Below are 21,943 nucleotides of genomic sequence, written 5' to 3' on the forward strand. Positions count from 1 at the left end.
TGGTTTATGCAAGTTAAGCGTTTTTTCGCCGCCGATATGCGTCAGGCCATGAAGCTGGTTCGTGATGAGCTGGGCGCTGATGCCGCCATCATTGGCAACCGCCGCATTGCCGGCGGCGTCGAGCTGACGGCGGCGCTGGATTACAAATTGTCGGCGCTGGCGCCTCGGGTTCCGAACATGGAACTCGAAGACGAGCTGCGCAAGACCCAATCGCGCATCGTCACCGCCCAGGCCGAACTGAGCCTGCGTGGCGAAGCCGACGGCAATACCAATCGCCAGTTGTTCGCCGGGCTGCCGTTGACGGCCGGCCTGCCGCTGACTGCTGCCGAACCGTTGAGCGAGCCGGCCTACGCCGCTCCGGCGCGTCCGGCTCCGGCACCTGCGCAGTCCTCCGGCGGTGTCGACCCGCGTGCACTGGACTCGATGCGCTTCGAATTGAACAGCCTGCGCGAACTGATGGAAGTGCAGCTTGGCACCCTGGCCTGGAATCAGCTGCAAGGCAGCCGCCCGGCGCAGGCCAATCTGTATCGCCGTCTGCAGCGCATCGGCCTGTCCGGCCCGCTGTCGCGCGATCTGCTGTCGATGATCACCGATATCGAAGAGCCGCGTCAGGCCTGGCGCATGTTGCTCGCGCATCTGGCGCGGATGATTGCCGTGCCGGAAGTCGAGCCGCTGGAAGAGGGCGGGGTGATTGCCATGGTCGGCCCGGCCGGCATGGGCAAGACCACCACTCTGGCCAAACTGGCCGCGCGTTATGTGCTCAAATACGGCGCGCACAACGTGGCGCTGGTGAGCATGGACAGCTTCCGCATCGGTGCACAGGAACAGCTCAAGACCCTCGGGCGGATTCTCAATGTGCCGGTGACGCACGTTGATCCGGGCCAGTCGCTGGTGCAGGCGCTGGATCCGTTGCTGCGCAAACGCGTGGTGCTGATTGATACTGCCGGCCTGCAAGCCAGTGATCCGGCCCTGCGCATGCAGCTGGAAAGTCTGGCCGGGCGCGGCATCCGTTCAAAAAATTATCTGGTGCTGGCAACCACCAGCCAGAAACAGGTTCTAACCGCCGCTTATCACAGTTACAAGCGTTGCGGGCTTGCCGGGTGCATCCTGACTAAACTGGATGAAACGGCCAGCCTTGGCGAAGTGTTGAGCCTGGCGATCAGTCATGAATTGCCGGTCGCGTACCTGACCGATGGCCCACGGATTCCGGATGATCTGCATCTGCCGCGCCGTCATCAACTGGTCAGCCGCGCCGTCAGCGTGCAAATGCAGGAAGAACCCAGCGAAGAAGCCATGGCTGACATGTTCGCTGATATCTATCACAGCCCGACCAAGCAGGTAGGCTGAGGTATTCATGAACAGTTTTTGTACCTACATCGATGGCCTGCCATGCATTGTTCCGGTTGTGAACGCGCAGCCAGTAATGTGGCCTCCGTCTATGCAAGACAAGGTAAAGAAATAACATGGGCAGCATGCATCCCGTACAGGTGATCGCGGTGACCGGCGGCAAAGGTGGCGTCGGCAAGACTAACGTGTCAGTGAACTTGTCTCTGGCGCTGGCAGAGCTTGGCCGTCGGGTCATGCTGCTGGACGCCGACCTGGGGCTGGCGAACGTCGACGTTCTGCTGGGACTGACCCCCAAACGTACTTTGGCCGACGTGATCGAAGGCCGCTGCGAGCTGCGCGACGTCCTGTTACAGGGCCCCGGCGGGATCCGCATCGTGCCGGCCGCTTCCGGCACCCAGAGCATGGTGCACCTGAGCCCGGCGCAGCACGCCGGCCTGATTCAGGCGTTCAGCGACATCGGCGACAATCTCGACGTGCTGGTGATCGACACCGCTGCGGGTATTGGTGACTCGGTAGTCAGTTTTGTACGCGCCGCGCAGGAAGTGTTGCTGGTGGTCTGCGACGAGCCGACGTCCATTACCGACGCCTACGCGCTGATCAAACTGCTCAACCGCGATTACGGCATGAACCGCTTCCGCGTGCTGGCCAACATGGCCCAGAGCCCGCAGGAAGGGCGCAACCTGTTCGCCAAGTTGACCAAGGTCACGGATCGCTTCCTTGACGTGGCCCTACAATACGTCGGCGCCGTGCCTTACGACGAAAGCGTGCGTAAGGCGGTGCAGAAGCAGCGTGCGGTCTATGAAGCCTTTCCGCGTTCCAAGTGCGCCCTGGCGTTCAAGGCCATCGCCCAGAAAGTCGACACCTGGCCGCTGCCGGCGAACCCGCGCGGCCACCTGGAATTTTTCGTCGAGCGCCTCGTGCAGCAAACGGCAGGGCCTGTGCTATGACCGCCAGCGGTATGAATTACTACAAGAAGTCGGCACGCGACGCGCAATACGAGTTGATCGAGCGTTACGCGCCACTGGTCAAACGCATTGCCTACCACTTGCTGGCCCGCTTGCCGGCCAGTGTGCAGGTCGAAGACCTGATTCAGGCCGGCATGATCGGTCTGCTCGAAGTCTCGACCAAATACGACGCCAGCAAAGGCGCCAGTTTCGAAACGTACGCGGGCATTCGAATCCGCGGCGCGATGCTCGATGAAGTCCGTAAAGGGGACTGGGCGCCACGCTCGGTTCACCGCAACACCCGTATGGTCAGCGACGCAATTCGGGCAATTGAAGCTAAAACCGGCCGTGATGCTAAAGATCACGAGGTTGCGGCCGAACTCCAATTGAGTCTCGACGATTACTACGGGATTTTGAATGACACCCTGGGCAGCCGCCTGTTCAGTTTCGACGACCTGTTGCAGGACGGCGAACACGAAGGGCTGCACGAGGATGGCGCCAGTGCTCATCTTGAGCCGTCACGCGATCTGGAAGATGAACGTTTCCAGGCCGCACTGGCGGACGCGATTGCCAATTTGCCGGAGCGTGAGCGACTGGTGTTGGCGCTGTACTACGACGAAGAGCTGAACCTCAAGGAAATCGGTGAAGTCCTTGGCGTCAGTGAGTCGCGGGTCAGCCAGTTACACAGCCAGTGCGCGGCCCGCTTGCGGGGGCGTTTGGGGGAGTGGCGAGCGCGCTGAAGGCAGTGTGGGGACACTGCGAACGAGGCTGGTGCGGTGATGAACGGCACCGGTCTTGCTCTGTTGTGCTCCAGACAGTCTTCGAGTGCTACGCCGGATTGATTGAAATGGCGCGTCCAGGTGCTGGGCGCGTTTAAGACTGCTTGGAGGTCGAATTGGACAAGAACATGAAAATCCTCATCGTTGATGACTTCTCAACGATGCGGCGGATCATCAAGAACCTGCTGCGTGATCTGGGGTTCACCAACACCGTCGAGGCCGACGATGGCACCACTGCCATTCCGGTGCTCAACAGCGGAAGCATCGACTTTCTGGTAACGGACTGGAACATGCCGGGCATGACCGGTATCGACCTGCTGCGCCACGTGCGTGCCGATGAAAAACTCAAGCACCTGCCCGTGCTGATGGTGACGGCAGAAGCCAAGCGTGAGCAGATCATCGAAGCGGCCCAGGCCGGTGTGAACGGCTACGTGGTCAAACCTTTCACGGCTCAGGCGCTGAAAGAAAAAATCGAGAAGATTTTCGAACGCATCGGCTGATGAACGCGCGGGGGAGCTATGGAGCATAACGAATCTTCACAGGGCGATTTCGAGTCGACCCTGAAAAAACACGCGGTCGAACTGGTCGAAAGCCTTGAAAAAGGCAGGTTCGGCGACGCTGTGCAACTGATCCATGAGCTCAATCAGACCCGTGACCGCGGCCTGTATCAGGAAGTGGGCAAGCTCACGCGCGAACTGCACAGTGCGATCGTCAACTTCCAGATTGATCCGCACATGCCGCAGGCCGAGGAAGTGTCGCAAATCACCGACGCCACCGAACGCCTGGGCTATGTGGTCAAGCTGACTGAAGCCGCGGCCAACCGCACCATGGATCTGGTGGAAAGCGCCACCCCGGTGGTCAATGGCCTGGCTGACGAAGCCCAGGCCCTGAGCACCGATTGGGGTCGCTTCATGCGTCGTGAGGTCGGGGCTGAAGAGTTCCGCGAACTGGCGCGTCGGGTCGACGGTTTTCTGTCGCGCAGCAGCACGGACAACCGTGCGGTGTCGAGCAACCTCAACGACATCCTGCTGGCCCAGGATTACCAGGACCTGACCGGTCAGGTGATCAAGCGCGTGACCCAACTGGTCACCGAAGTCGAAAGCAATTTGCTCAAACTCGTGCTCATGGCCAGTCAGGTGGACCGCTTTGCGGGCATCGAACATGACCGCGCCGCGATGCTTGCAGAAAAAGATCCACAAAAACATCTCTCGCAGGGTGAAGGTCCGCAGATTCATGCCGATAAACGAGAAGACGTTGTGTCCGGTCAGGACGATGTGGACGATTTGCTATCCAGCCTTGGATTTTGAGTTTTAGGTTTTTAGACCTGTAGGAGCACCCCATTAATGAGCTTCGGCGCCGATGAAGAGATCCTTCAGGATTTCCTGGTTGAGGCCGGCGAGATTCTTGAGCAACTGTCCGAACAACTGGTTGAGCTGGAAAGCCGCCCGGATGATGCAGATCTGCTCAACGCAATTTTTCGCGGTTTCCATACTGTAAAAGGGGGCGCCGGCTTCCTTCAGCTCAACGAGCTGGTGGAGTGCTGTCACATCGCCGAAAACGTGTTCGACATCCTGCGCAAGGGTGAACGCCGCGTTGATGCAGAACTGATGGACGTGGTGCTCGAAGCACTGGACGCGGTGAACAGCATGTTCAGCGAAGTCCGTGAACGTGCCCCGATCACCGCCGCCACCCCGGAACTGCTGGCCGCGCTGGCGCGTCTGGCCGAGCCGCAAACGGCCGATGAAGCCCCGGCTTCACCGGTGGCCGAGATGATCGAAGAACTGGTCGTCGAAGGCGATTCCGGCGATTCGGGCGACATCACCGATAACGAATTCGAACAGCTGCTGGACTCGCTGAACGCCGTCAAGGCCGAAGCCGAAGCCCCGGTCGTTGCTGCACCGGTGCAAACTGCCGAAGCGGCCGCCAGCGATGAAATCACCGATGCCGAGTTCGAGTCGCTGCTCGATCAGTTGCACGGCAAAGGCCAGTTCGCACCCGACGCCGTTGCACCGACGGCGGCGCCTGCGGCCCCGGCGGCGGGCGACAGCTCGGACATCACCGACGACGAATTCGAAGCACTGCTTGATCAGTTGCACGGCAAGGGCAACTTCGCCGTGGAAGCGCTGGAGTCGGCGATCGCCTCGGCACCGGCAGCACCTGCCGCACCGGTAGCCGCTGCTGCCGGCAGCGACCTGATCAGCGATCACGAGTTCGAATCGCTGCTCGACGAGCTGCACGGCAAAGGCAAGTTCGATGCAAGCGCTGCGACGGCCGGCTCCGCGTCGACAGTCGCCGCGCCTGCCGCCAAGGCTGCAGCGGCTCCGGCCGCCGCGCCGAAGGCCGCTGCCAAGCCTGAGCCAAAAGCTGAAACGCCAAAACCGGCTGCCGCTGCTGCACCGGCGCCGGCTCGTGCTCCAGCAACTCCGCCACCGGAAAAACCGGCGAGCGAAGCCGAGACCACCGTGCGAGTCGACACCGCGCGTCTCGACGAAATCATGAACATGGTCGGCGAACTGGTGCTGGTGCGTAACCGCCTGGTGCGCCTGGGTCTCAACAGCGGCGACGAAGCCATGTCCAAGGCCGTGTCGAACCTCGACGTGGTCACGGCTGACTTGCAGACCGCGGTGATGAAGACCCGGATGCAGCCGATCAAGAAGGTCTTCGGGCGCTTCCCGCGTCTGGTTCGCGACCTCGCGCGTCAGCTCAAGAAAGAGATCAACCTGGAACTGGTGGGTGAAGAAACCGACCTCGACAAAAACCTTGTCGAGGCCCTGGCCGACCCGCTGGTCCACTTGGTGCGCAACGCTGTCGACCACGGCATCGAGTCGCCGGAAGAACGCGAAGCGTCGGGCAAGGCCCGTGGCGGTCGCGTGGTGCTGGCGGCCGAGCAGGAAGGCGACCACATCCTGTTGTCGATCTCCGACGACGGCAAGGGCATGGACCCGAACGTCCTGCGTTCGATCGCGGTAAAACGCGGCGTGATGGACAAGGACGCGGCCGATCGCCTGAGCGATACCGAGTGCTACAACCTGATCTTCGCCCCGGGTTTCTCGACCAAGACCGAGATCTCCGACGTGTCCGGCCGCGGTGTCGGCATGGACGTGGTGAAGACCAAGATTTCCCAGCTCAACGGTTCGATCAACATCTACTCGACCAAGGGCCAGGGTTCGAAGATCGTCATCAAGGTGCCGCTGACCCTGGCGATCATGCCGACGCTGATGGTGATGCTTGGCAATCAGGCGTTCGCGTTCCCGCTGGTCAACGTCAACGAAATCTTCCACCTCGACCTGTCGACCACCAACGTGGTGGACGGCCAGGAAGTGGTGATCGTGCGGGACAAGGCGTTGCCGTTGTTCTACCTCAAGCGCTGGCTGGTCAGCTCCGCCGCTCACGAAGAGCAGCGCGAAGGCCATGTGGTGATCCTTTCGGTGGGCACCCAGCGGATCGGCTTCGTCGTCGATCAACTGGTCGGCCAGGAAGAAGTGGTCATCAAGCCATTGGGCAAAATGCTGCAGGGCACTCCGGGCATGTCCGGCGCCACCATCACCGGTGACGGCCGCATCGCGCTGATCCTCGATGTTCCTAGCATGCTCAAGCGTTACGCCGCACGGCGTATTTGAATCCGGGGCAGCGGGGCGACAACGTCCCGCTGCACCTAATGGAGTGTTTATGGCAGTCAAAGTCCTGGTGGTGGACGATTCGGGTTTTTTCCGCCGCCGCGTCTCGGAAATTCTTTCAGCGGATCCGAGCATTCAGGTGATCGGCACCGCAACCAACGGTAAAGAGGCGATTGATCAGGCCCTGGCGCTCAAGCCGGACGTGATCACCATGGACTACGAGATGCCGATGATGGATGGCATCACGGCAGTGCGGCACATCATGCAGCGCTGCCCGACCCCGGTGTTGATGTTCTCCTCGCTGACCCACGAAGGCGCCCGGGTAACCCTGGATGCGCTGGACGCCGGCGCGGTGGATTTCCTGCCGAAGAATTTTGAAGACATCTCGCGTAACCCGGAGAAGGTCAAGCAACTGCTGTGCGAGAAGGTCCACAGCATCTCGCGCAGTAATCGTCGTTTCAGTGCCTACAGTGCGCCGGCTCCGGCCGCTGCACCGACGCCTGCGCCAGCTCCGGCGGCATCGAGCTTCAGCAGCCACAGCACCAGTGCTCCGGCTCGCCCGGCACCGGCGCCTGCTCCGGCGCGCGCTCCGGCCGCCAGCGCTTCGTCGCCGGCACCGAAACGCAAAGCCTACAAACTGGTCGCCATCGGTACCTCGACCGGTGGCCCGGTTGCCCTGCAACGGGTGCTGACCCAGTTGCCGGCGAACTTCCCGGCACCGATCGTGCTGATCCAGCACATGCCGGCGGCGTTCACCAAGGCGTTTGCCGAGCGTCTGGACAAGCTGTGCCGCATCAGCGTCAAGGAAGCCGAGGATGGCGACATCCTGCGTCCGGGCCTGGCGCTGCTGGCGCCGGGTGGCAAGCAGATGATGATCGACGGCCGTGGTGCGGTGAAAATCCTCCCGGGTGACGAGCGTCTGAACTACAAGCCGTGCGTGGACATCACCTTCGGTTCCGCGGCCAAGTCCTACGGTGACAAAGTTCTGGCGGTCGTCTTGACCGGCATGGGCGCCGACGGCCGTGAAGGCGCGCGCCTGCTCAAGCAAGGCGGCAGCTCGGTCTGGGCGCAAGATGAGGCAAGCTGCGTGATCTACGGCATGCCGATGGCCATCGTCAAAGCCGACCTGGCTGACGCGGTCTACGGCCTGGACGACATCGGCAAGCACATCGTCGAGGCGTGTATCTGATGGATGTTCTAAGCCTTATCGGGATCATCATGGCGTTCGTCGCCATCATCGGCGGCAACTACCTGGAAGGCGGTCACCTCGGCGCGCTGGCCAACGGCCCGGCGGCGCTGATCGTCCTCGGTGGCACCATCGGTGCCGCGTTGCTGCAATCGCCGATGAGCGCCTTCAAGCGCGCCATGCAGATCCTGGCGTGGATTCTGTTTCCGCCACGCGTGGACCTGGCCGGCGGCATCGACCGCGTGGTCAACTGGAGCCTCACTGCGCGCAAGGAAGGCCTGCTCGGCCTGGAAGGCGTGGCCGATGCCGAACCGGACAACTACTCGCGCAAGGGCTTGCAACTGCTGGTCGACGGCGCCGAGCCGGAAGCCATCCGCAGCATTCTTGAAGTGGATTTCTACACCCAGGAAGCCCGCGATATCGAAGCGGCGAAAGTCTTTGAGAGCATGGGCGGCTATGCGCCGACCATCGGTATCATCGGCGCGGTGATGGGCCTGATTCACGTGATGGGCAACCTCGCCGATCCGACGCAGCTGGGCAGCGGCATCGCCGTGGCCTTCGTCGCGACCATCTACGGTGTGGCCAGTGCCAACCTGGTGTTGCTGCCGGTGGCGGCCAAGCTCAAGTCAATCGCATTGCGGCAGTCGCGTTATCGCGAAATGTTGCTGGAAGGAATTCTGTCGATCGCCGAAGGTGAAAACCCACGCTCTATCGAGCTGAAGCTTCAGGGCTTCATGGATTGATGGGGGTAATGGACTATGGCTCGCCGCAGGCATCAGGAAGAACACGTTAACCACGAGCGCTGGCTCGTGTCCTACGCGGATTTCATCACGCTGCTGTTCGCTTTCTTCGTGGTGATGTACTCGATCTCGTCGATCAACGAAGGCAAATACAAGGTCATTTCCGAGGCGCTGATCGGGGTCTTCACCGACTCCGACCGCTCGCTCAAGCCGATCCCGATCGGTGACGAACGACCGAAAACCGTGACCCCGGCCAAGCCGCTGGTCAAGGACGCCGAGCAAGTCGACGCCGGGATCGCCGGGGCCAGTGATCCGCTGAAAAGCATCGCCGATGATATCAGCGCCGCATTCGGCGACCTGATCGCTTCCAACCAGATGACCGTGCGCGGCAACGAGTTGTGGGTCGAGATCGAACTCAACTCCAGCCTGTTGTTTGGCAGCGGCGACGCGATGCCGAGCGACATCGCGTTCAACATCATCGACAAGGTCGCGGCGATCCTCAAGCCGTTCGACAACCCGATCCACGTCGAAGGCTTCACCGACGATCAGCCGATCCGCACCGCGCAGTACCCGACCAACTGGGAACTGTCCTCGGCGCGTTCGGCGAGCATCGTGCGCATGCTGGCGATGCAGGGGGTGAACCCCGGGCGTCTGGCATCGGTGGGGTATGGCGAGTTCCAGCCGGTGGCCAATAACGCCACCGCCGAAGGCCGCGCAAAGAACCGGCGCGTGGTGTTGGTGGTGTCGCGCAATCTGGATGTGCGCCGCAGTCTGACCGGCACCGGCACCGCCAATGCACAACCGGACGCGGCGTTGAAGCGCGCTGGCACACAAACTGCACCGACCCCGGTCAAGACGCCGGGACGCGAGAGTGCCGTCAATTCTCCGTCACCCGCATTAATACGCTGAGCTATGTCTCGGTCGAGCATCTCGGCCGGGAGGAACGAACCGAATGAGAGTCTGGGCAGTCGCCAATCAAAAGGGTGGTGTCGGTAAAACCACATCTTCCATCGCTTTAGCCGGATTGCTGGCGGAGGCGGGCAAGCGCGTGGTTGTGGTCGACCTCGACCCGCACGGCTCGATGACCAGCTATTTCGGCTACGACCCCGACAGCCTGGAACACAGCAATTACGACCTGTTTCTGCACAAGGGCAGCGTGCCGCAAGGCCTGCCGGGGCAGTTGCTGTTGTCGACCAGTGACGAGCGCATTTCCCTGCTGCCATCGAGCACCGCACTCGCGACCCTTGAGCGTCAGTCGCCGGGGCAGAGTGGTCTGGGCCTGGTGATCGCCAAGAGTCTGGCGCAGTTGTGGCAGGACTTTGATTACGCAGTGATCGACAGCCCGCCGTTGCTCGGCGTGCTGATGGTCAACGCCTTGGCCGCGAGCCAGCAACTGGTGATCCCGGTGCAGACCGAACACCTGGCCGTCAAAGGTCTGGAGCGCATGGTCAACACCCTGGCGATGATCAACCGCTCACGCAAACAGGCGCTGCCGTTCAGCATCGTGCCGACCCTGTTCGACCGCCGTACGCAAGCCTCGATGCACACCTTGCGCGTGCTGCGCGACAAATTCCCCGACGAGATCTGGCAGGGTTATATCCCGGTCGATACCCGTCTGCGCGACGCCAGCCGGGCCGGTGTCACGCCTTCGCAATTCGACGGCAAGAGCCGTGGCGTGCTGGCTTACCGCGCGCTGCTCAAGCATCTGTTGGCGCAACAACTTGTTCCGCAGGTGGCTTGAGCATGAATCGGCCGATCAAATTGACGTCGCGTCCGCAACTGGCGTTGCAATCCTATCTGGATGGCTTGCTGCAGGAGATTCCTGACGAGTTGCTGCCAGTTGAGGCGCCGGTCGAGGTGATCGAAAGCACCGAGGCACTGGACGAGTTCCAGGCCGCGGTACTGGAAGAACAGGCGCGTGATGCCCTGAAAGCGGCCAAGCCTGCCGCACCGCTTGCTGCGCCTGCCGCCGCCCCGGTGGCCAAGGCCCCCGTCACGTTGCTTGAAGAGGCTGAGCCGGTGCGCGCAGCGGTTTCGACGCTCGCGCCCCTGCTGCAAACCCAATTGCTGAAAACCACGCCGGAACCGGCGGTGGTCGAGCCGGCTCCGGCTCCAGTTGCGCGTACGCCGGTCGAGCAGACCCTGGTCCCGCCGCTGGTAGAAGTGCATCTGCCGCCGAGCAATACGCCGCCACCGGTGGAAACCGATGGCCGCCCGGCCTGGGCTTCGGAAGCGTTCGAATGCCTGCTGTTCGACGTTGCCGGGTTGACCCTGGCCGTGCCGCTGGTGTGCCTCGGCTCGATTTATTCGCTGGCCGGCCACGAGCTGACGCCACTGTTCGGCCAGCCGGAATGGTTCCTCGGGATTCTGCCGAGCCAGGCCGGCAACCTGAAAGTGTTGGACACCGCACGCTGGGTCATGCCGGATCGCTATCGCGATGACTTCCGTCAGGGCCTGCAGTACGTGATTTCGGTACAAGGTTACGAGTGGGGGCTGGCGGTGCATCAGGTCAGCCGCTCGTTGCGTCTGGACCCGAATGAAATCAAATGGAGAAGTCACCGGGGTCAGCGGCCTTGGCTCGCCGGCACCGTGATTGAGCACATGTGTGCATTGCTTGACGTTTCCGCACTGGCCGAGTTGATCGCCAGCGGTGGGGCAAAGCACCTCGGCGGCCACAAGCCGCTACATAAACCGACGTAGCAGCCGACATAACAATCAGGCGACGGCATTGTTGAATGCCGCCACACAGAACACACACCGCCCAGAGCGGTTTTTTCGAGGGGTCAGGGTATGAGTAGTCAGGCGACGAATGCAAAAGGTTCTGAAGATCCGATCCTGCAATGGGTGACCTTCAAACTGGACAACGAAACCTACGGCATCAACGTGATGCGCGTTCAGGAAGTGTTGCGCTACACCGAGATCGCTCCGGTGCCGGGCGCGCCGAGCTACGTGCTGGGCATCATCAACCTGCGCGGTAACGTGGTCACCGTGATCGACACCCGTCAGCGCTTCGGCCTGAACAGCGGCGAGATCAGCGACAACACCCGTATCGTCATCATCGAAGCCGACAAGCAAGTCGTCGGCATCATGGTCGACAGCGTTGCTGAAGTGGTTTACCTGCGTCAGTCGGAAATCGAGACCGCACCGAACGTCGGTAACGAAGAGTCGGCCAAGTTCATCCAGGGCGTGTGCAACAAGAACAACGAACTCCTCATCCTCGTCGAACTCGACAAGATGATGAGCGAAGAAGAATGGTCGGATCTGGAGAACATCTGATTGATTCTTGAGGTTGCAGTCATTGTCCTGTTCCTCTTCTGGGCAGGCACGCTGGCGATGTTTCTGGCGTACATCAAGGCGCAGCGGGTGATCGCTGCGCAACAGGCCCAGGGCGATGCGCTGCGTGATCAGCGCATCAAGGAACTGGCCAAACGTGTCGACGATTACCAGAACGGCAACGTGCGCATGGGCGACGCCCTGCATGAGTTGCGCTCGGTGGTCGGTCCTTTGCCGGACAAAATCGTTGCGCTTGAGCAGCGCGATCCGTCGAGCTTGTCATTCGCCCAAGCGGCGAAACTGGTGGGCATGGGCGCGAGCGTCGATGAACTGACTCAGTCCTGCGGGTTGACCCAGGCTGAGGCGGAGTTGATGCGCAAATTACATAAGGGCAGCTAAGAGCTTCAAGCTTATAGCGGCAAGCAATATCAAAAGATCGCAGCGTTCGGCAGCGCCTACAGGGGAAACGCTAATCCTGATGTAGGAGCGGTCGAAGGCTGCGATCTTTTGCTTTCAGGGCTTAATAATCATCCCCGCGCTCGGTAACATCCTTCTCGACCATCGGCGCATTCGGGTCCTGTCCCTCGGGGAATTTCCCCTTCAGATTCCACGCAAACGCGATGATCTCGGCAATGGTCCGGTAGAGCTCTTCGGGAATGCTGTCGCCCAATTCCATTCGTGCCAACAAGCGCACCAGTTCGGCGTTCTCGTAGATCGGCACTTCGTAGTCGCGAGCAATGCGCAGGATTTCTTCGGCCAGCTCTTCGTCACCCTTGGCGGTGAGGGTCGGGGCGTGGTTGCCGTCGTATTTGAGGGCGATGGCCTGGCGTGGTGCGGTGGAATCGTTCATGCGGTTTCGTCGACCCAGCGGTGTTCGAGACGGGTTTGGTTGCCTTGCGGCGGGGCGCCGAGGTGGCAGTCGAGGTCGCCGACATTCAGCCCGCAATCGAGCAGACGCTGACGCAGGGCGAACAAGTTGTTTTCGATCAGGTCGGCGGTGTACGGCCGCTCGACCCAGAGCTGGCTCGACAGGCTGCCGCTGATCAATTGCGCCTGAATCTGCATTGGCCCGAGCGGTTCCATGTCGAACGCCAGATCAACGCGCCACAGTTGTTGCCGGGGTTCGCGCTCATCGCGACGTTCGTTCGGTTGCGATTCTCTTTCCGGCGCTTCTTCACGCTGAAACTTGACCTGCAACGGCACGATGTCTTGCAGGTTGCGCATGGGAATTTCCAGTTGCCAGGTGCTGAGCAGGCGCCCGTCGTCGGTAACGCCGGTCTGCTCCAGGCTCGACAACTGATGGCTTTGCAGGCGCGAAACGGCGGCAGCGGCGAGGCGCAGCAACTGTTCCAGATCGCCTTCGCCTTCCAGGCTTTGCAGCAAACGCTCGGGTAGCGGGAAGCTGCTTGGCACCGGTTTCGCGCTGACCTGGCCAAGCATGCCGAGGGCGTTGCGAACGAAACTCGGCAGCGCTTGCGCCAGGGTGTTGGCGGCGATGATCGCGTTGAAACTGCTGTTGCCCGGCAGGCCCGGGGTCAGTTGTGCGATCAGCTTGAGCAGGTCGGCTTTCATGTCCGGTGCCAGCGTCGGGTTCTGCCCGGTCAGCAGTTTGCCTTCGAGGAACACGCCGCTGTTGGCCAAGGCCAGTGCCACGCCTTTGGCGGTACTCAGTTGTTGTACATCGGGGAGGCTGGCGAGCAGTTTGTCGACCACTGCGCGCAGATCCTGTGATGTTTGATCGGTATCGCTCGGCAGATTTTGCAAGGCGTTCAGCAACCCCGTCAGGGAGGCCTGACGGCTTTGCTGGCCGAGCAGTTGCTGACTCACGGCCAGTTGTTCCTGACGGCTGCTCATCGGCAGGAATTTCAGGGTGTGTGAGTCTTCGACCAATGCCGACAGCAAAGTGCCGATGCGCAGCGGCTGCGGGCTGTCGATGGTCAGGGTGCTGCCGCTCTGTGCGGTGTTGAGCAAACTGACCAAGGAGCGAAACACCGCCACTTGCCCCGGCGTTTGCGGCAGCGCCTGCGAGGTCAGCACTTTGCCTTGCAGCAGCGTGCCGACCGGCAATTGCGCGGTGTCGATGCGGGTGAGGGCGGCGACGCTGCTGGCAATGGCTTGTTGCACAGTAATCGCCAGATTGCCCGCCGAGGGCTGAGTGATCGCCAGACTGGTGCCTTGGGGCAGCGGCAGATTGCTGGTCGCTTGCACGGTGGTCTGACGGCCGCTGTCCAGCGTCACCTTGAGCAGCAACTGAAAGGTCTGGTCCGCTTGCTTGAGCGACAACACCTCGGCCTTGGCGCTTTGCCCGGCGCCGATCAGGCCTTCGACCGGGGTCAGCAGCTTGAGCAGCTCACCGACCTGCGGGCGAACGGTCGCCGGGGTGGCGGGCGGGAGCGGGAGGATGTTCATTTCGCCTGTCATACGCGGACACAACCTGAGGAAAATGCACTCTTGAGAGTAAGGCACGGCATGTATAATGCCGCCCGTCTTGCGCTTCGTTCAAAAAACATAGCAATTGTTTGACCCAGCTCTCTAGATCGAGCCGTCAATGCATCTATGCTGCACCTCTTTAACGGCCGCGCCAGAGCCGACTTGAACCGTATAAGGCCCGTGATCCCTTGACCAGTCCTGTCCTGCAAACCGTTGCCCTCGCGTGTGAACGCGATCTCAGGCTGCTCTTCGAAAATCTCGAATTGAGACTGGCCAGTGGCGATATGGTGCAGATCAGCGGGCCCAACGGCAGCGGTAAAACCAGTCTGTTGCGTTTGCTCGCCGGGCTGATGCAGCCGACCGACGGTCAGGTCCTGCTCAATGGTCAGCCGCTGACCGAACAACGCGGCGAACTGGCGCGCAACCTGCTGTGGATCGGCCATGCCGCCGGGATCAAGGATTTGCTCACCCCGGAAGAAAACCTCTCGTGGCTCTGTGCCCTGCATCATCCCGCCGAGCGCGACGCGATCTGGCAAGCGCTGGCAGCCGTAGGATTGCGCGGTTTCGAAGATGTTCCCTGCCACACGTTGTCCGCCGGTCAGCAACGTCGCGTGGCGTTGGCGCGGCTGTATCTGGACAGCCCGCCACTGTGGATTCTCGATGAGCCGTTCACCGCCCTCGACAAGCAGGGCGTGGCGCAGCTCGAAGAACATCTGGCCGGGCACTGCGAACGCGGCGGCCTCGTGGTCCTGACCACGCACCACACGCTGAGCCGGATGCCGGCCGGCTATCGTGATCTCGATCTGGGGAACTGGGCAGTATGAGTGTGTTCGGCCTGCTGGTTGCCCGTGAATCGCGCCTGCTGTTCCGCCGTCCGGCGGAGCTGGCCAATCCGCTGATTTTCTTCGCCATCGTCATCGCGCTGTTCCCGCTGGCCGTCGGCCCGGAAACTCAAGTGTTGCAAAACCTGTCCCCCGGGTTAGTCTGGGTGGCCGCGCTGTTATCGGTGCTGCTCTCGCTGGACGGGCTGTTCCGCAGTGATTTCGAAGACGGGTCCCTTGAGCAGTGGGTCCTTTCGTCGCACCCGCTGCCTCTTCTGGTACTGGCCAAGGTGCTGGCACACTGGCTTTTTTCGGGGTTGGCACTGGTTCTGCTTTCGCCGTTGCTGGCGTTGATGCTCGGTTTGCCGGTCGCCTGCCTGCCGGTGTTGCTGTTGTCGTTGCTGCTGGGTACACCGGTGCTGAGCCTGCTCGGCGCGGTGGGCGCAGCGCTGACGGTCGGTTTGAAACGCGGCGGCCTGTTGCTGGCGCTGTTGATTCTGCCGCTGTACATCCCGGTGTTGATCCTTGGCAGTGGCGCCTTGCAGGCCGCGCTGCAAGGCATGCCGGCGACCGGGTATCTGCTCTGGCTGGGTAGCCTGACCGCCCTGGCGATCACCCTGACACCCTTTGCAATAGCTGCTGGCCTGAAGATCAGCGTCGGCGAATAATAATGAGGTCTGGTCAAAAATTGACCACTTTTTTTAAAGAATGACCCTTGCCAGCTCACACCGATGAGCGGCACCCGTGATGGAAACAGTATGAACTGGACCTGGTTTCACAAGCTCGGCTCGCCCAAGTGGTTCTACGGCATCAGCAGCAAGTTCCTGCCTTGGTTGAGCATTGCAGCGTTGCTGCTGATCGGCGTCGGCGTCGTCTGGGGCCTGGCCTTCGCGCCGCCGGACTATCAGCAGGGCAACAGCTTTCGCATCATCTACATCCACGTGCCTGCGGCGATGCTCGCGCAGTCGATCTACGTGATGCTGGCGGTGTGCGGTGTGGTGGGGCTGGTGTGGAAGATGAAACTGGCCGACGTCGCCCTGCAATGCGCCGCGCCGATCGGCGCGTGGATGACCGCTGTGGCGCTGGTCACCGGGGCGATCTGGGGCAAACCGACGTGGGGGTCGTGGTGGGTGTGGGACGCGCGCCTGACTTCGATGCTGATTCTGCTGTTCCTGTACTTCGGGGTGATCGCGCTGGGCAATGCCATCAGCAACCGCGACAGCGCCGCCAAGGCCTGCGCGGTGTTGGCCATCGTCGGCGTGATCAATATCCCGATCATCAAATACTCGGTGGAGTGGTGGAACACCCTGCACCAGGGCGCGACCTTCACCCTCACCGAAAAACCGGCGATGCCGGCAGAGATGTGGCTGCCGCTGTTGCTGACCGTGCTGGGTTTCTACTGTTTCTTCGGCGCCGTGCTGTTGTTGCGCATGCGCCTTGAAGTGCTCAAGCGCGAAGCCCGCGCCAGTTGGGTGAAAGAAGAAGTGCAGAACAGTCTGGAGGCCGCGCGATGAGTTTTGCTTCATTCGGCGACTTCCTCGCCATGGGCCATCATGGCCTGTATGTCTGGTCGGCCTATGGCATCTGTCTGGTGGTGCTGGCCTTCAACGTGGCGGCGCCGGTCCTGGCCCGCAAGCGGTATCTGCAACAAGAGGCGCGTCGTCTGCGCCGGGAGAACGGCAAGTGAATCCGCTGCGCAAAAAACGTCTGATCATCATTCTGGCGATCCTGGTCGGGGTCGGCGCTGCCGTCGGCCTGGCCCTGAGCGCCCTGCAGGAAAACATCAACCTGTTTTACACGCCGACCCAGATCGCCAACGGCGAAGCGCCGCATGACACGCGCATCCGCGCCGGCGGCATGGTCGAGAAGGGCTCGCTGCAACGTTCGCCGGACTCGCTGGACGTCAAATTCGTCGTCACCGACTTCAACAAAGCCGTGACCATCACCTACCGCGGGATCCTCCCGGACCTGTTCCGCGAAGGGCAGGGCATCGTCGCCCTCGGCAAGCTCAATGCCGACGGTGTAGTGGTGGCCGATGAAGTGCTGGCCAAGCACGACGAGAAGTACATGCCGCCGGAAGTGACCAAAGCGTTGAAAGACAGTGGTCAATCCGCGCCGACCCCAGCGAAGGAGGGTTGATCGATGACGTCCGCACTGTTTATTCCCGAGCTCGGCCATCTGGCGATGATTCTGGCGCTGTGTTTTGCGCTGGTGCAGGCCGTGGTGCCATTGGTCGGTGCCTGGCGTGGTGACCGTTTCTGGATGAGCCTGGCCCAGCCGGCGGCGTGGGGCCAGTTTGCGTTTTTGCTGTTTGCGTTTGGCATTCTGACCTACGCGTTCATGACCGATGACTTCTCCGTCGCCTATGTCGCCAACAACTCCAATACCGCTTTACCGTGGTATTACAAATTCAGCGCAGTGTGGGGCGCCCACGAAGGTTCGTTGCTGTTGTGGGCGTTGATCCTCGGCGGCTGGACCTTTGCCGTGTCGGTGTTCTCGCGGCAGTTGCCGCAAGTCATGCTCGCCCGCGTTCTGGCGGTGATGGGCATGATCAGCACCGGCTTCCTGCTGTTCCTCATCCTCACGTCCAACCCGTTCAAACGCATCCTGCCGCAAATGCCGAGCAATGGCGCTGACCTCAATCCACTGTTGCAAGACATTGGCCTGATCGTTCACCCGCCGATGTTGTACATGGGGTATGTCGGCTTTTCGGTGGCGTTCGCTTTTGCCATCGCGGCGTTGATGGGCGGTCGCCTTGATGCGGCGTGGGCGCGTTGGTCGCGTCCGTGGACCATCGTCGCGTGGGCCTTCCTCGGCATCGGTATCACCCTTGGTTCGTGGTGGGCTTACTACGAACTCGGCTGGGGCGGCTGGTGGTTCTGGGACCCGGTGGAAAACGCTTCCTTCATGCCATGGCTGGTCGGTACGGCGCTGATCCACTCGCTGGCAGTCACGGAAAAACGTGGCGTGTTCAAGAGCTGGACGGTGTTGCTGGCGATTGCCGCGTTCTCCCTCAGTCTGCTCGGCACCTTCCTTGTCCGCTCGGGCGTGCTGACCTCGGTGCACGCGTTCGCTTCCGATCCGGAGCGCGGCGTATTCATCCTGATTTTCCTGCTGTTCGTGGTCGGTGGTTCGCTGACGCTGTTCGCGTTGCGCGCCCCGGTGGTGAAGAGTCAGGTCGGTTTCAACCTGTGGTCGCGGGAAACCCTGTTGCTGGGCAACAACCTGGTGTTGGTGGTAGCGGCGTCGATGATCCTGCTTGGCACCCTGTATCCGCTGATTCTCGATGCCCTGAGCGGTGCCAAGCTGTCGGTCGGCCCACCGTACTTCAATGCGTTGTTTATCCCGCTGATGGCGTTGCTGATGGTGGTGATGGCCGTCGGTGTGATCGTCCGCTGGAAAGACACTCCGGTGAAATGGCTGGCGAACATGCTGACCCCGGTGTTGCTCGGCAGCGTCGCGTTGGCCGTGGTGGCCGGTATCGCTTACGGCGATTTCAACTGGGCGGTGATCGCGACCTTCCTGCTCGCCGCGTGGGTGCTGCTGGCCGGCGTGCGCGACATCTTCGACAAGACCCGCCATAAAGGCCTGATCAAAGGCCTGCCAGCCCTGACCCGCAGCTACTGGGGCATGCAGATCGCTCACCTCGGCATCGCCGTATGCGCCCTCGGTGTGGTGTTGTCGAGCCAGAACAGTGCTGAACGCGACCTGCGTCTGGCGCCGGGCGAGTCGATGGACCTGGCCGGTTATCACTTTATCTTCGAAGGCGCCAAACACTTCGAAGGGCCGAATTTCACCTCCGACAGAGGCACCATCCGGATCATCCGCGACGGTAAGGAAGTCAGCGTGCTGCACCCGGAAAAACGCCTGTACACGGTGCAGAGCTCGATGATGACCGAGGCCGGGATCGACGCCGGTTTCACACGCGATCTCTACGTCGCACTCGGCGAACCGCTGGAAAACGGCGCGTGGGCGGTGCGGGTTCACGTCAAACCGTTCGTGCGCTGGATCTGGTTCGGTGGCCTGCTCACCGGTCTGGGCGGATTGCTGGCGGCGCTGGATCGGCGTTATCGGGTCAAGGTGAAAGCCAAGGTGCGTGAAGCACTGGGCATGACGGGAGCGGCTGCATGAGACGTTGGTTGATGCTGGTGCCACTGGCGATTTTCCTGCTGGTGGCGGTGTTTCTGTATCGCGGTCTGTACCTCGATCCGGCGGAGTTGCCGTCGGCGATGATCAACAAGCCATTCCCGGAATTCAGCCTGCCGAACGTGCAGGGCGACAAGATCCTGACCAAGGCTGACATTCTCGGCAAACCTGCCCTGGTCAACGTCTGGGGCACTTGGTGCATTTCCTGCCGGGTCGAGCACCCGGTGTTGAATAAACTCGCCGAGCGCGGCGTGGTGATCTACGGCATCAACTACAAGGACACCAACGCCGATGCCTTGAAGTGGCTGGCCGAATTCCACAACCCGTACGTGCTGGACATCCGTGACGACGAAGGCTCGCTGGGTCTGAACCTCGGCGTCTACGGCGCCCCGGAAACCTTCTTCATCGACGCCAAGGGCATCATCCGCGACAAGTACGTCGGCGTGATCGACGAGCAGGTCTGGCGCGAAAAACTCGCCGCCAAGTATCAGGCGCTGGTCGATGAGGCCAAGCCATGAAGCGCTTTTTAGCCGCCGTGGTACTGGGCCTGAGTCTGGCCGGCATGGCTCACGCCGCGATCGACACGTATGAGTTCGCCAAGGAAGGTGATCGCGAGCGTTTCCGTGAGTTGACCAAGGAGCTGCGCTGCCCCAAGTGCCAGAACCAGGACATTGCCGACTCCAACGCACCGATTGCCGCCGACCTGCGCAAAGAGATTTTCCGCATGCTCGGCGAGGGCAAGGACAACCAGCAGATCATCGACTTCATGGTCGACCGCTACGGTGATTTCGTCCGTTACAAACCGGCACTCAACGCCAAGACCGCACTGCTGTGGTTCGGCCCGGCCGGGCTGCTGCTTGGCGGTTTCGTGGTGATCGCGGTGATTGTCCGGCGTCGTCGCGGCCAGCGCGCCGAGACCCCGACATCGCTGTCCACCGAAGAGCGTCAGCGTCTCGACCAACTGTTGGATAAAAACCAAGAATGATTGATTTCTGGCTTGCCGCAGGGCTGTTGCTTCTGGTCGCCCTGAGTTTTCTGTTGATCCCGGTTCTGCGTGAGCGTCGCGCCCAGCGTGAAGAGGATCGCACTGCCCTGAACGTCGCGTTGTATCAGGAACGCGTGGCCGAGTTGCAATCGCAGCAGGCCGAAGGCGTACTCGATGCCGGGCAAATGGACAGCGGGCGCGCCGAGGCTGCCCGTGAACTGCTCGCCGATACCGAAGGCGTTGCCGCGCCACGTGTGTCGAAACTGGGCAAACCGTTGCCGCTGCTGGCCGCCGTCCTGGTGCCGGTACTGGGCCTGGGTCTGTACCTGCATTTCGGCGCCGCCGACAAGGTCGAACTGACCCGCGAGTTCGCCCAGGCGCCGCAGTCGATGGAAGAAATGACCCAGCGTCTGGAGCGTGCTGTCGCGGCGCAACCGGATTCTGCCGAGGGCCTGTATTTCCTCGGTCGTACCTACATGGCTCAGGAGCGTCCGGCGGACGCGGCGAAGATGTTCGAGCGCGCCGCCAACCTCGCCGGGCGTCAGCCGGAACTGCTCGGCCAGTGGGCCCAGGCGCAATATTTCGCTGACGGCAAAAAGTGGTCGGCGAAGATCCAGGCACTGACGGACGAAGCACTGAAGGCCGATCCGAAAGAGGTCACCAGCCTTGGCCTGCTCGGTATTGCCGCGTTCGAGGGCGAGCGTTATCAGGAGGCAATCGACTACTGGAATCGTCTGCTGGCGCAACTGCCGCCGGACGACAACTCCCGCGCCGCGCTGCAAGGCGGGATCAAACGTGCCGCCGAGCGTCTGGAAGCCAGCGGCGGCAAAGTCGCTCAGGCACCGGTAGCCGCGAAAGCCGCACTGTTGAAAGTCAGCGTCGATCTTTCCAGCGAACTCAGAAGCAAAGTGCAACCGGGCGACAGCGTGTTCATCTTTGCCCGCGCCACCTCCGGCCCGCCGGCACCGCTGGCGGCCAAACGCCTGACTGTGGCGGATCTGCCGGTGACTGTCGAACTGGGCGATGCCGACGCGATGATGCCGCAGTTGAAACTGTCGAACTTCCCTGAAGTCCAACTGGTTGCGCGCATCTCCCGCGCCGGCCAGCCAACGGCTGGTGAGTGGGTCGGTCGCAGCGGGCCTCTGGCCAGCAGCACCACCGCGCTACAAAAACTGATCATCGACAGCCCGGACAAATAGCCGGACACAACAGGAAAGCACCGCCATGCACACCATCGCCCGAATCACAGTCCTCACACTGGCCCTGGGCTTGAGTGCATGTGCGGTGCAACGACCGGAACCGACCACCAATCTGCCGCCGATTCCGCCGTCCCAGCCGAGCCCGACCCCGTCCACCTCGCCAACCCCTGGCAAAAGCATCCCGGCCAAACCGTCCAAACCGGTGCCACGCACCTCGGCCAGCTTCGCCCCGCCACCGGGTGGCAATAGCCACTGGGACCAGAAGCTCGGCGTCTATGTCCTCGACGACCAGCCCAACACTTTCTACCGCCAGCGCACCTACTACCGCTGGAACAATGGCTGGAGCCGCTCGATCAGCCCCAACGGTCCGTGGGAAGACACCAACATCCACGGCGTGCCGCCGGGATTGGGCAAACAGTTCGGGCAGTAATGAAAAAACGGCGATCTTTGGATCGCCGTTTTTTTTGTCCGCGTTT

At 61.7% G+C, this 21,943-nt stretch carries 25 protein-coding genes; 23 read left to right on the forward strand and 2 right to left on the reverse strand.

Annotated features, from left to right (window positions below; translation table 11 throughout):
* Window positions 1–6 precede the first annotated feature (6 nt).
* From flhF to PseuLF5_RS09870, 13 genes are all read left to right on the forward strand, one after another.
* A complete protein-coding gene (flhF, locus tag PseuLF5_RS09810) occupies window positions 7–1,347 on the forward strand; it encodes a flagellar biosynthesis protein FlhF (protein ID WP_123465787.1) in 1,341 nt (446 codons plus the stop codon).
* Window positions 1,348–1,463: 116 nt separating this feature from the next.
* On the forward strand, window positions 1,464–2,294 hold the full coding sequence (gene fleN, locus PseuLF5_RS09815; protein ID WP_003222917.1) for a flagellar synthesis regulator FleN: 831 nt from the start codon (window positions 1,464–1,466) through the stop codon (window positions 2,292–2,294).
* The gene (gene fliA / locus PseuLF5_RS09820; RefSeq protein ID WP_003222919.1) at window positions 2,291–3,031 is read left to right on the forward strand and encodes an RNA polymerase sigma factor FliA; all 741 of its coding nucleotides are present in this window, start codon (window positions 2,291–2,293) and stop codon (window positions 3,029–3,031) included. Before fleN ends, fliA begins: the two co-directional genes overlap by 4 nt.
* A 167-nt stretch (window positions 3,032–3,198) precedes the next feature.
* Window positions 3,199–3,570 carry a chemotaxis response regulator CheY gene (locus PseuLF5_RS09825; protein ID WP_003183998.1) on the forward strand — a complete coding sequence of 124 codons (372 nt, stop codon included), beginning with the start codon at window positions 3,199–3,201 and terminating at the stop codon, window positions 3,568–3,570.
* A gap of 18 nt (window positions 3,571–3,588) precedes the next feature.
* Window positions 3,589–4,377: a protein phosphatase CheZ gene (locus tag PseuLF5_RS09830; RefSeq protein ID WP_095190695.1), complete on the forward strand. Its 789-nt coding sequence runs from the start codon at window positions 3,589–3,591 to the stop codon at window positions 4,375–4,377.
* A gap of 36 nt (window positions 4,378–4,413) precedes the next feature.
* On the forward strand, window positions 4,414–6,690 hold the full coding sequence (locus PseuLF5_RS09835) for a chemotaxis protein CheA (RefSeq protein WP_222833409.1): 2,277 nt from the start codon (window positions 4,414–4,416) through the stop codon (window positions 6,688–6,690).
* 49 nt (window positions 6,691–6,739) lie between these two features.
* Complete coding sequence (locus PseuLF5_RS09840; RefSeq protein ID WP_340133408.1) at window positions 6,740–7,876, forward strand: protein-glutamate methylesterase/protein-glutamine glutaminase; 1,137 nt, start codon at window positions 6,740–6,742, stop codon at window positions 7,874–7,876.
* Complete coding sequence (locus tag PseuLF5_RS09845; protein ID WP_003222929.1) at window positions 7,876–8,616, forward strand: flagellar motor protein; 741 nt, start codon at window positions 7,876–7,878, stop codon at window positions 8,614–8,616. Before PseuLF5_RS09840 ends, PseuLF5_RS09845 begins: the two co-directional genes overlap by 1 nt.
* Window positions 8,617–8,631: 15 nt before the next feature.
* Window positions 8,632–9,522, forward strand: coding sequence for a flagellar motor protein MotD (motD, locus tag PseuLF5_RS09850; RefSeq protein ID WP_064586597.1), 891 nt, complete (start codon window positions 8,632–8,634; stop codon window positions 9,520–9,522).
* 43 nt (window positions 9,523–9,565) lie between these two features.
* Window positions 9,566–10,354 (forward strand): ParA family protein, encoded by a 789-nt coding sequence (locus tag PseuLF5_RS09855; protein ID WP_008077691.1) that lies wholly within the window; start codon window positions 9,566–9,568, stop codon window positions 10,352–10,354.
* A gap of 2 nt (window positions 10,355–10,356) precedes the next feature.
* Complete coding sequence (locus PseuLF5_RS09860; RefSeq protein WP_123465793.1) at window positions 10,357–11,313, forward strand: CheW domain-containing protein; 957 nt, start codon at window positions 10,357–10,359, stop codon at window positions 11,311–11,313.
* A gap of 90 nt (window positions 11,314–11,403) precedes the next feature.
* Window positions 11,404–11,889 (forward strand): chemotaxis protein CheW, encoded by a 486-nt coding sequence (locus PseuLF5_RS09865; RefSeq protein WP_007919980.1) that lies wholly within the window; start codon window positions 11,404–11,406, stop codon window positions 11,887–11,889.
* Window positions 11,890–12,285 carry a DUF2802 domain-containing protein gene (locus PseuLF5_RS09870; protein ID WP_123465795.1) on the forward strand — a complete coding sequence of 132 codons (396 nt, stop codon included), beginning with the start codon at window positions 11,890–11,892 and terminating at the stop codon, window positions 12,283–12,285.
* 121 nt (window positions 12,286–12,406) lie between these two features.
* Here the strand turns inward: PseuLF5_RS09870 and PseuLF5_RS09875 are convergent, their stop codons facing one another.
* Window positions 12,407–12,736, reverse strand: a complete 330-nt coding sequence (locus PseuLF5_RS09875; protein ID WP_123465797.1) for an EscU/YscU/HrcU family type III secretion system export apparatus switch protein — start codon at window positions 12,734–12,736, stop codon at window positions 12,407–12,409.
* Complete coding sequence (gene fliK, locus PseuLF5_RS09880; RefSeq protein ID WP_340133409.1) at window positions 12,733–14,307, reverse strand: flagellar hook-length control protein FliK; 1,575 nt, start codon at window positions 14,305–14,307, stop codon at window positions 12,733–12,735. The genes PseuLF5_RS09875 and fliK overlap by 4 nt, the downstream gene beginning before the upstream one ends.
* A 197-nt stretch (window positions 14,308–14,504) precedes the next feature.
* Between fliK and ccmA the strand changes: the two genes are divergently transcribed.
* From ccmA to PseuLF5_RS09930, 10 genes are all read left to right on the forward strand, one after another.
* Entirely contained in the window at window positions 14,505–15,140 is a 636-nt protein-coding gene (ccmA, locus tag PseuLF5_RS09885; protein ID WP_123465801.1) for a cytochrome c biogenesis heme-transporting ATPase CcmA, read from the forward strand.
* On the forward strand, window positions 15,137–15,805 hold the full coding sequence (ccmB, locus tag PseuLF5_RS09890) for a heme exporter protein CcmB (protein ID WP_034151525.1): 669 nt from the start codon (window positions 15,137–15,139) through the stop codon (window positions 15,803–15,805). Before ccmA ends, ccmB begins: the two co-directional genes overlap by 4 nt.
* A 90-nt stretch (window positions 15,806–15,895) precedes the next feature.
* On the forward strand, window positions 15,896–16,651 hold the full coding sequence (locus PseuLF5_RS09895) for a heme ABC transporter permease (RefSeq protein WP_123465803.1): 756 nt from the start codon (window positions 15,896–15,898) through the stop codon (window positions 16,649–16,651).
* Window positions 16,648–16,824, forward strand: a complete 177-nt coding sequence (gene ccmD, locus PseuLF5_RS09900) for a heme exporter protein CcmD (protein WP_123465805.1) — start codon at window positions 16,648–16,650, stop codon at window positions 16,822–16,824. Before PseuLF5_RS09895 ends, ccmD begins: the two co-directional genes overlap by 4 nt.
* Window positions 16,821–17,276, forward strand: a complete 456-nt coding sequence (ccmE, locus tag PseuLF5_RS09905; protein WP_064586605.1) for a cytochrome c maturation protein CcmE — start codon at window positions 16,821–16,823, stop codon at window positions 17,274–17,276. Before ccmD ends, ccmE begins: the two co-directional genes overlap by 4 nt.
* 3 nt (window positions 17,277–17,279) lie before the next feature.
* Window positions 17,280–19,268 (forward strand): heme lyase CcmF/NrfE family subunit, encoded by a 1,989-nt coding sequence (locus PseuLF5_RS09910; RefSeq protein ID WP_123465807.1) that lies wholly within the window; start codon window positions 17,280–17,282, stop codon window positions 19,266–19,268.
* Window positions 19,265–19,801, forward strand: a complete 537-nt coding sequence (locus PseuLF5_RS09915; RefSeq protein ID WP_340133410.1) for a DsbE family thiol:disulfide interchange protein — start codon at window positions 19,265–19,267, stop codon at window positions 19,799–19,801. The genes PseuLF5_RS09910 and PseuLF5_RS09915 overlap by 4 nt, the downstream gene beginning before the upstream one ends.
* On the forward strand, window positions 19,798–20,268 hold the full coding sequence (locus PseuLF5_RS09920) for a cytochrome c-type biogenesis protein (RefSeq protein ID WP_123465809.1): 471 nt from the start codon (window positions 19,798–19,800) through the stop codon (window positions 20,266–20,268). Before PseuLF5_RS09915 ends, PseuLF5_RS09920 begins: the two co-directional genes overlap by 4 nt.
* Entirely contained in the window at window positions 20,265–21,467 is a 1,203-nt protein-coding gene (ccmI, locus tag PseuLF5_RS09925) for a c-type cytochrome biogenesis protein CcmI (protein WP_123465811.1), read from the forward strand. Before PseuLF5_RS09920 ends, ccmI begins: the two co-directional genes overlap by 4 nt.
* A gap of 25 nt (window positions 21,468–21,492) precedes the next feature.
* Window positions 21,493–21,897 carry a hypothetical protein gene (locus PseuLF5_RS09930; protein WP_128615814.1) on the forward strand — a complete coding sequence of 135 codons (405 nt, stop codon included), beginning with the start codon at window positions 21,493–21,495 and terminating at the stop codon, window positions 21,895–21,897.
* The last annotated feature ends 46 nt before the right edge of the window (window positions 21,898–21,943 follow it).

This window comes from Pseudomonas sp. LF-5 (assembly GCF_037626295.1).
Taxonomy (GTDB): domain Bacteria; phylum Pseudomonadota; class Gammaproteobacteria; order Pseudomonadales; family Pseudomonadaceae; genus Aquipseudomonas; species Aquipseudomonas monsensis.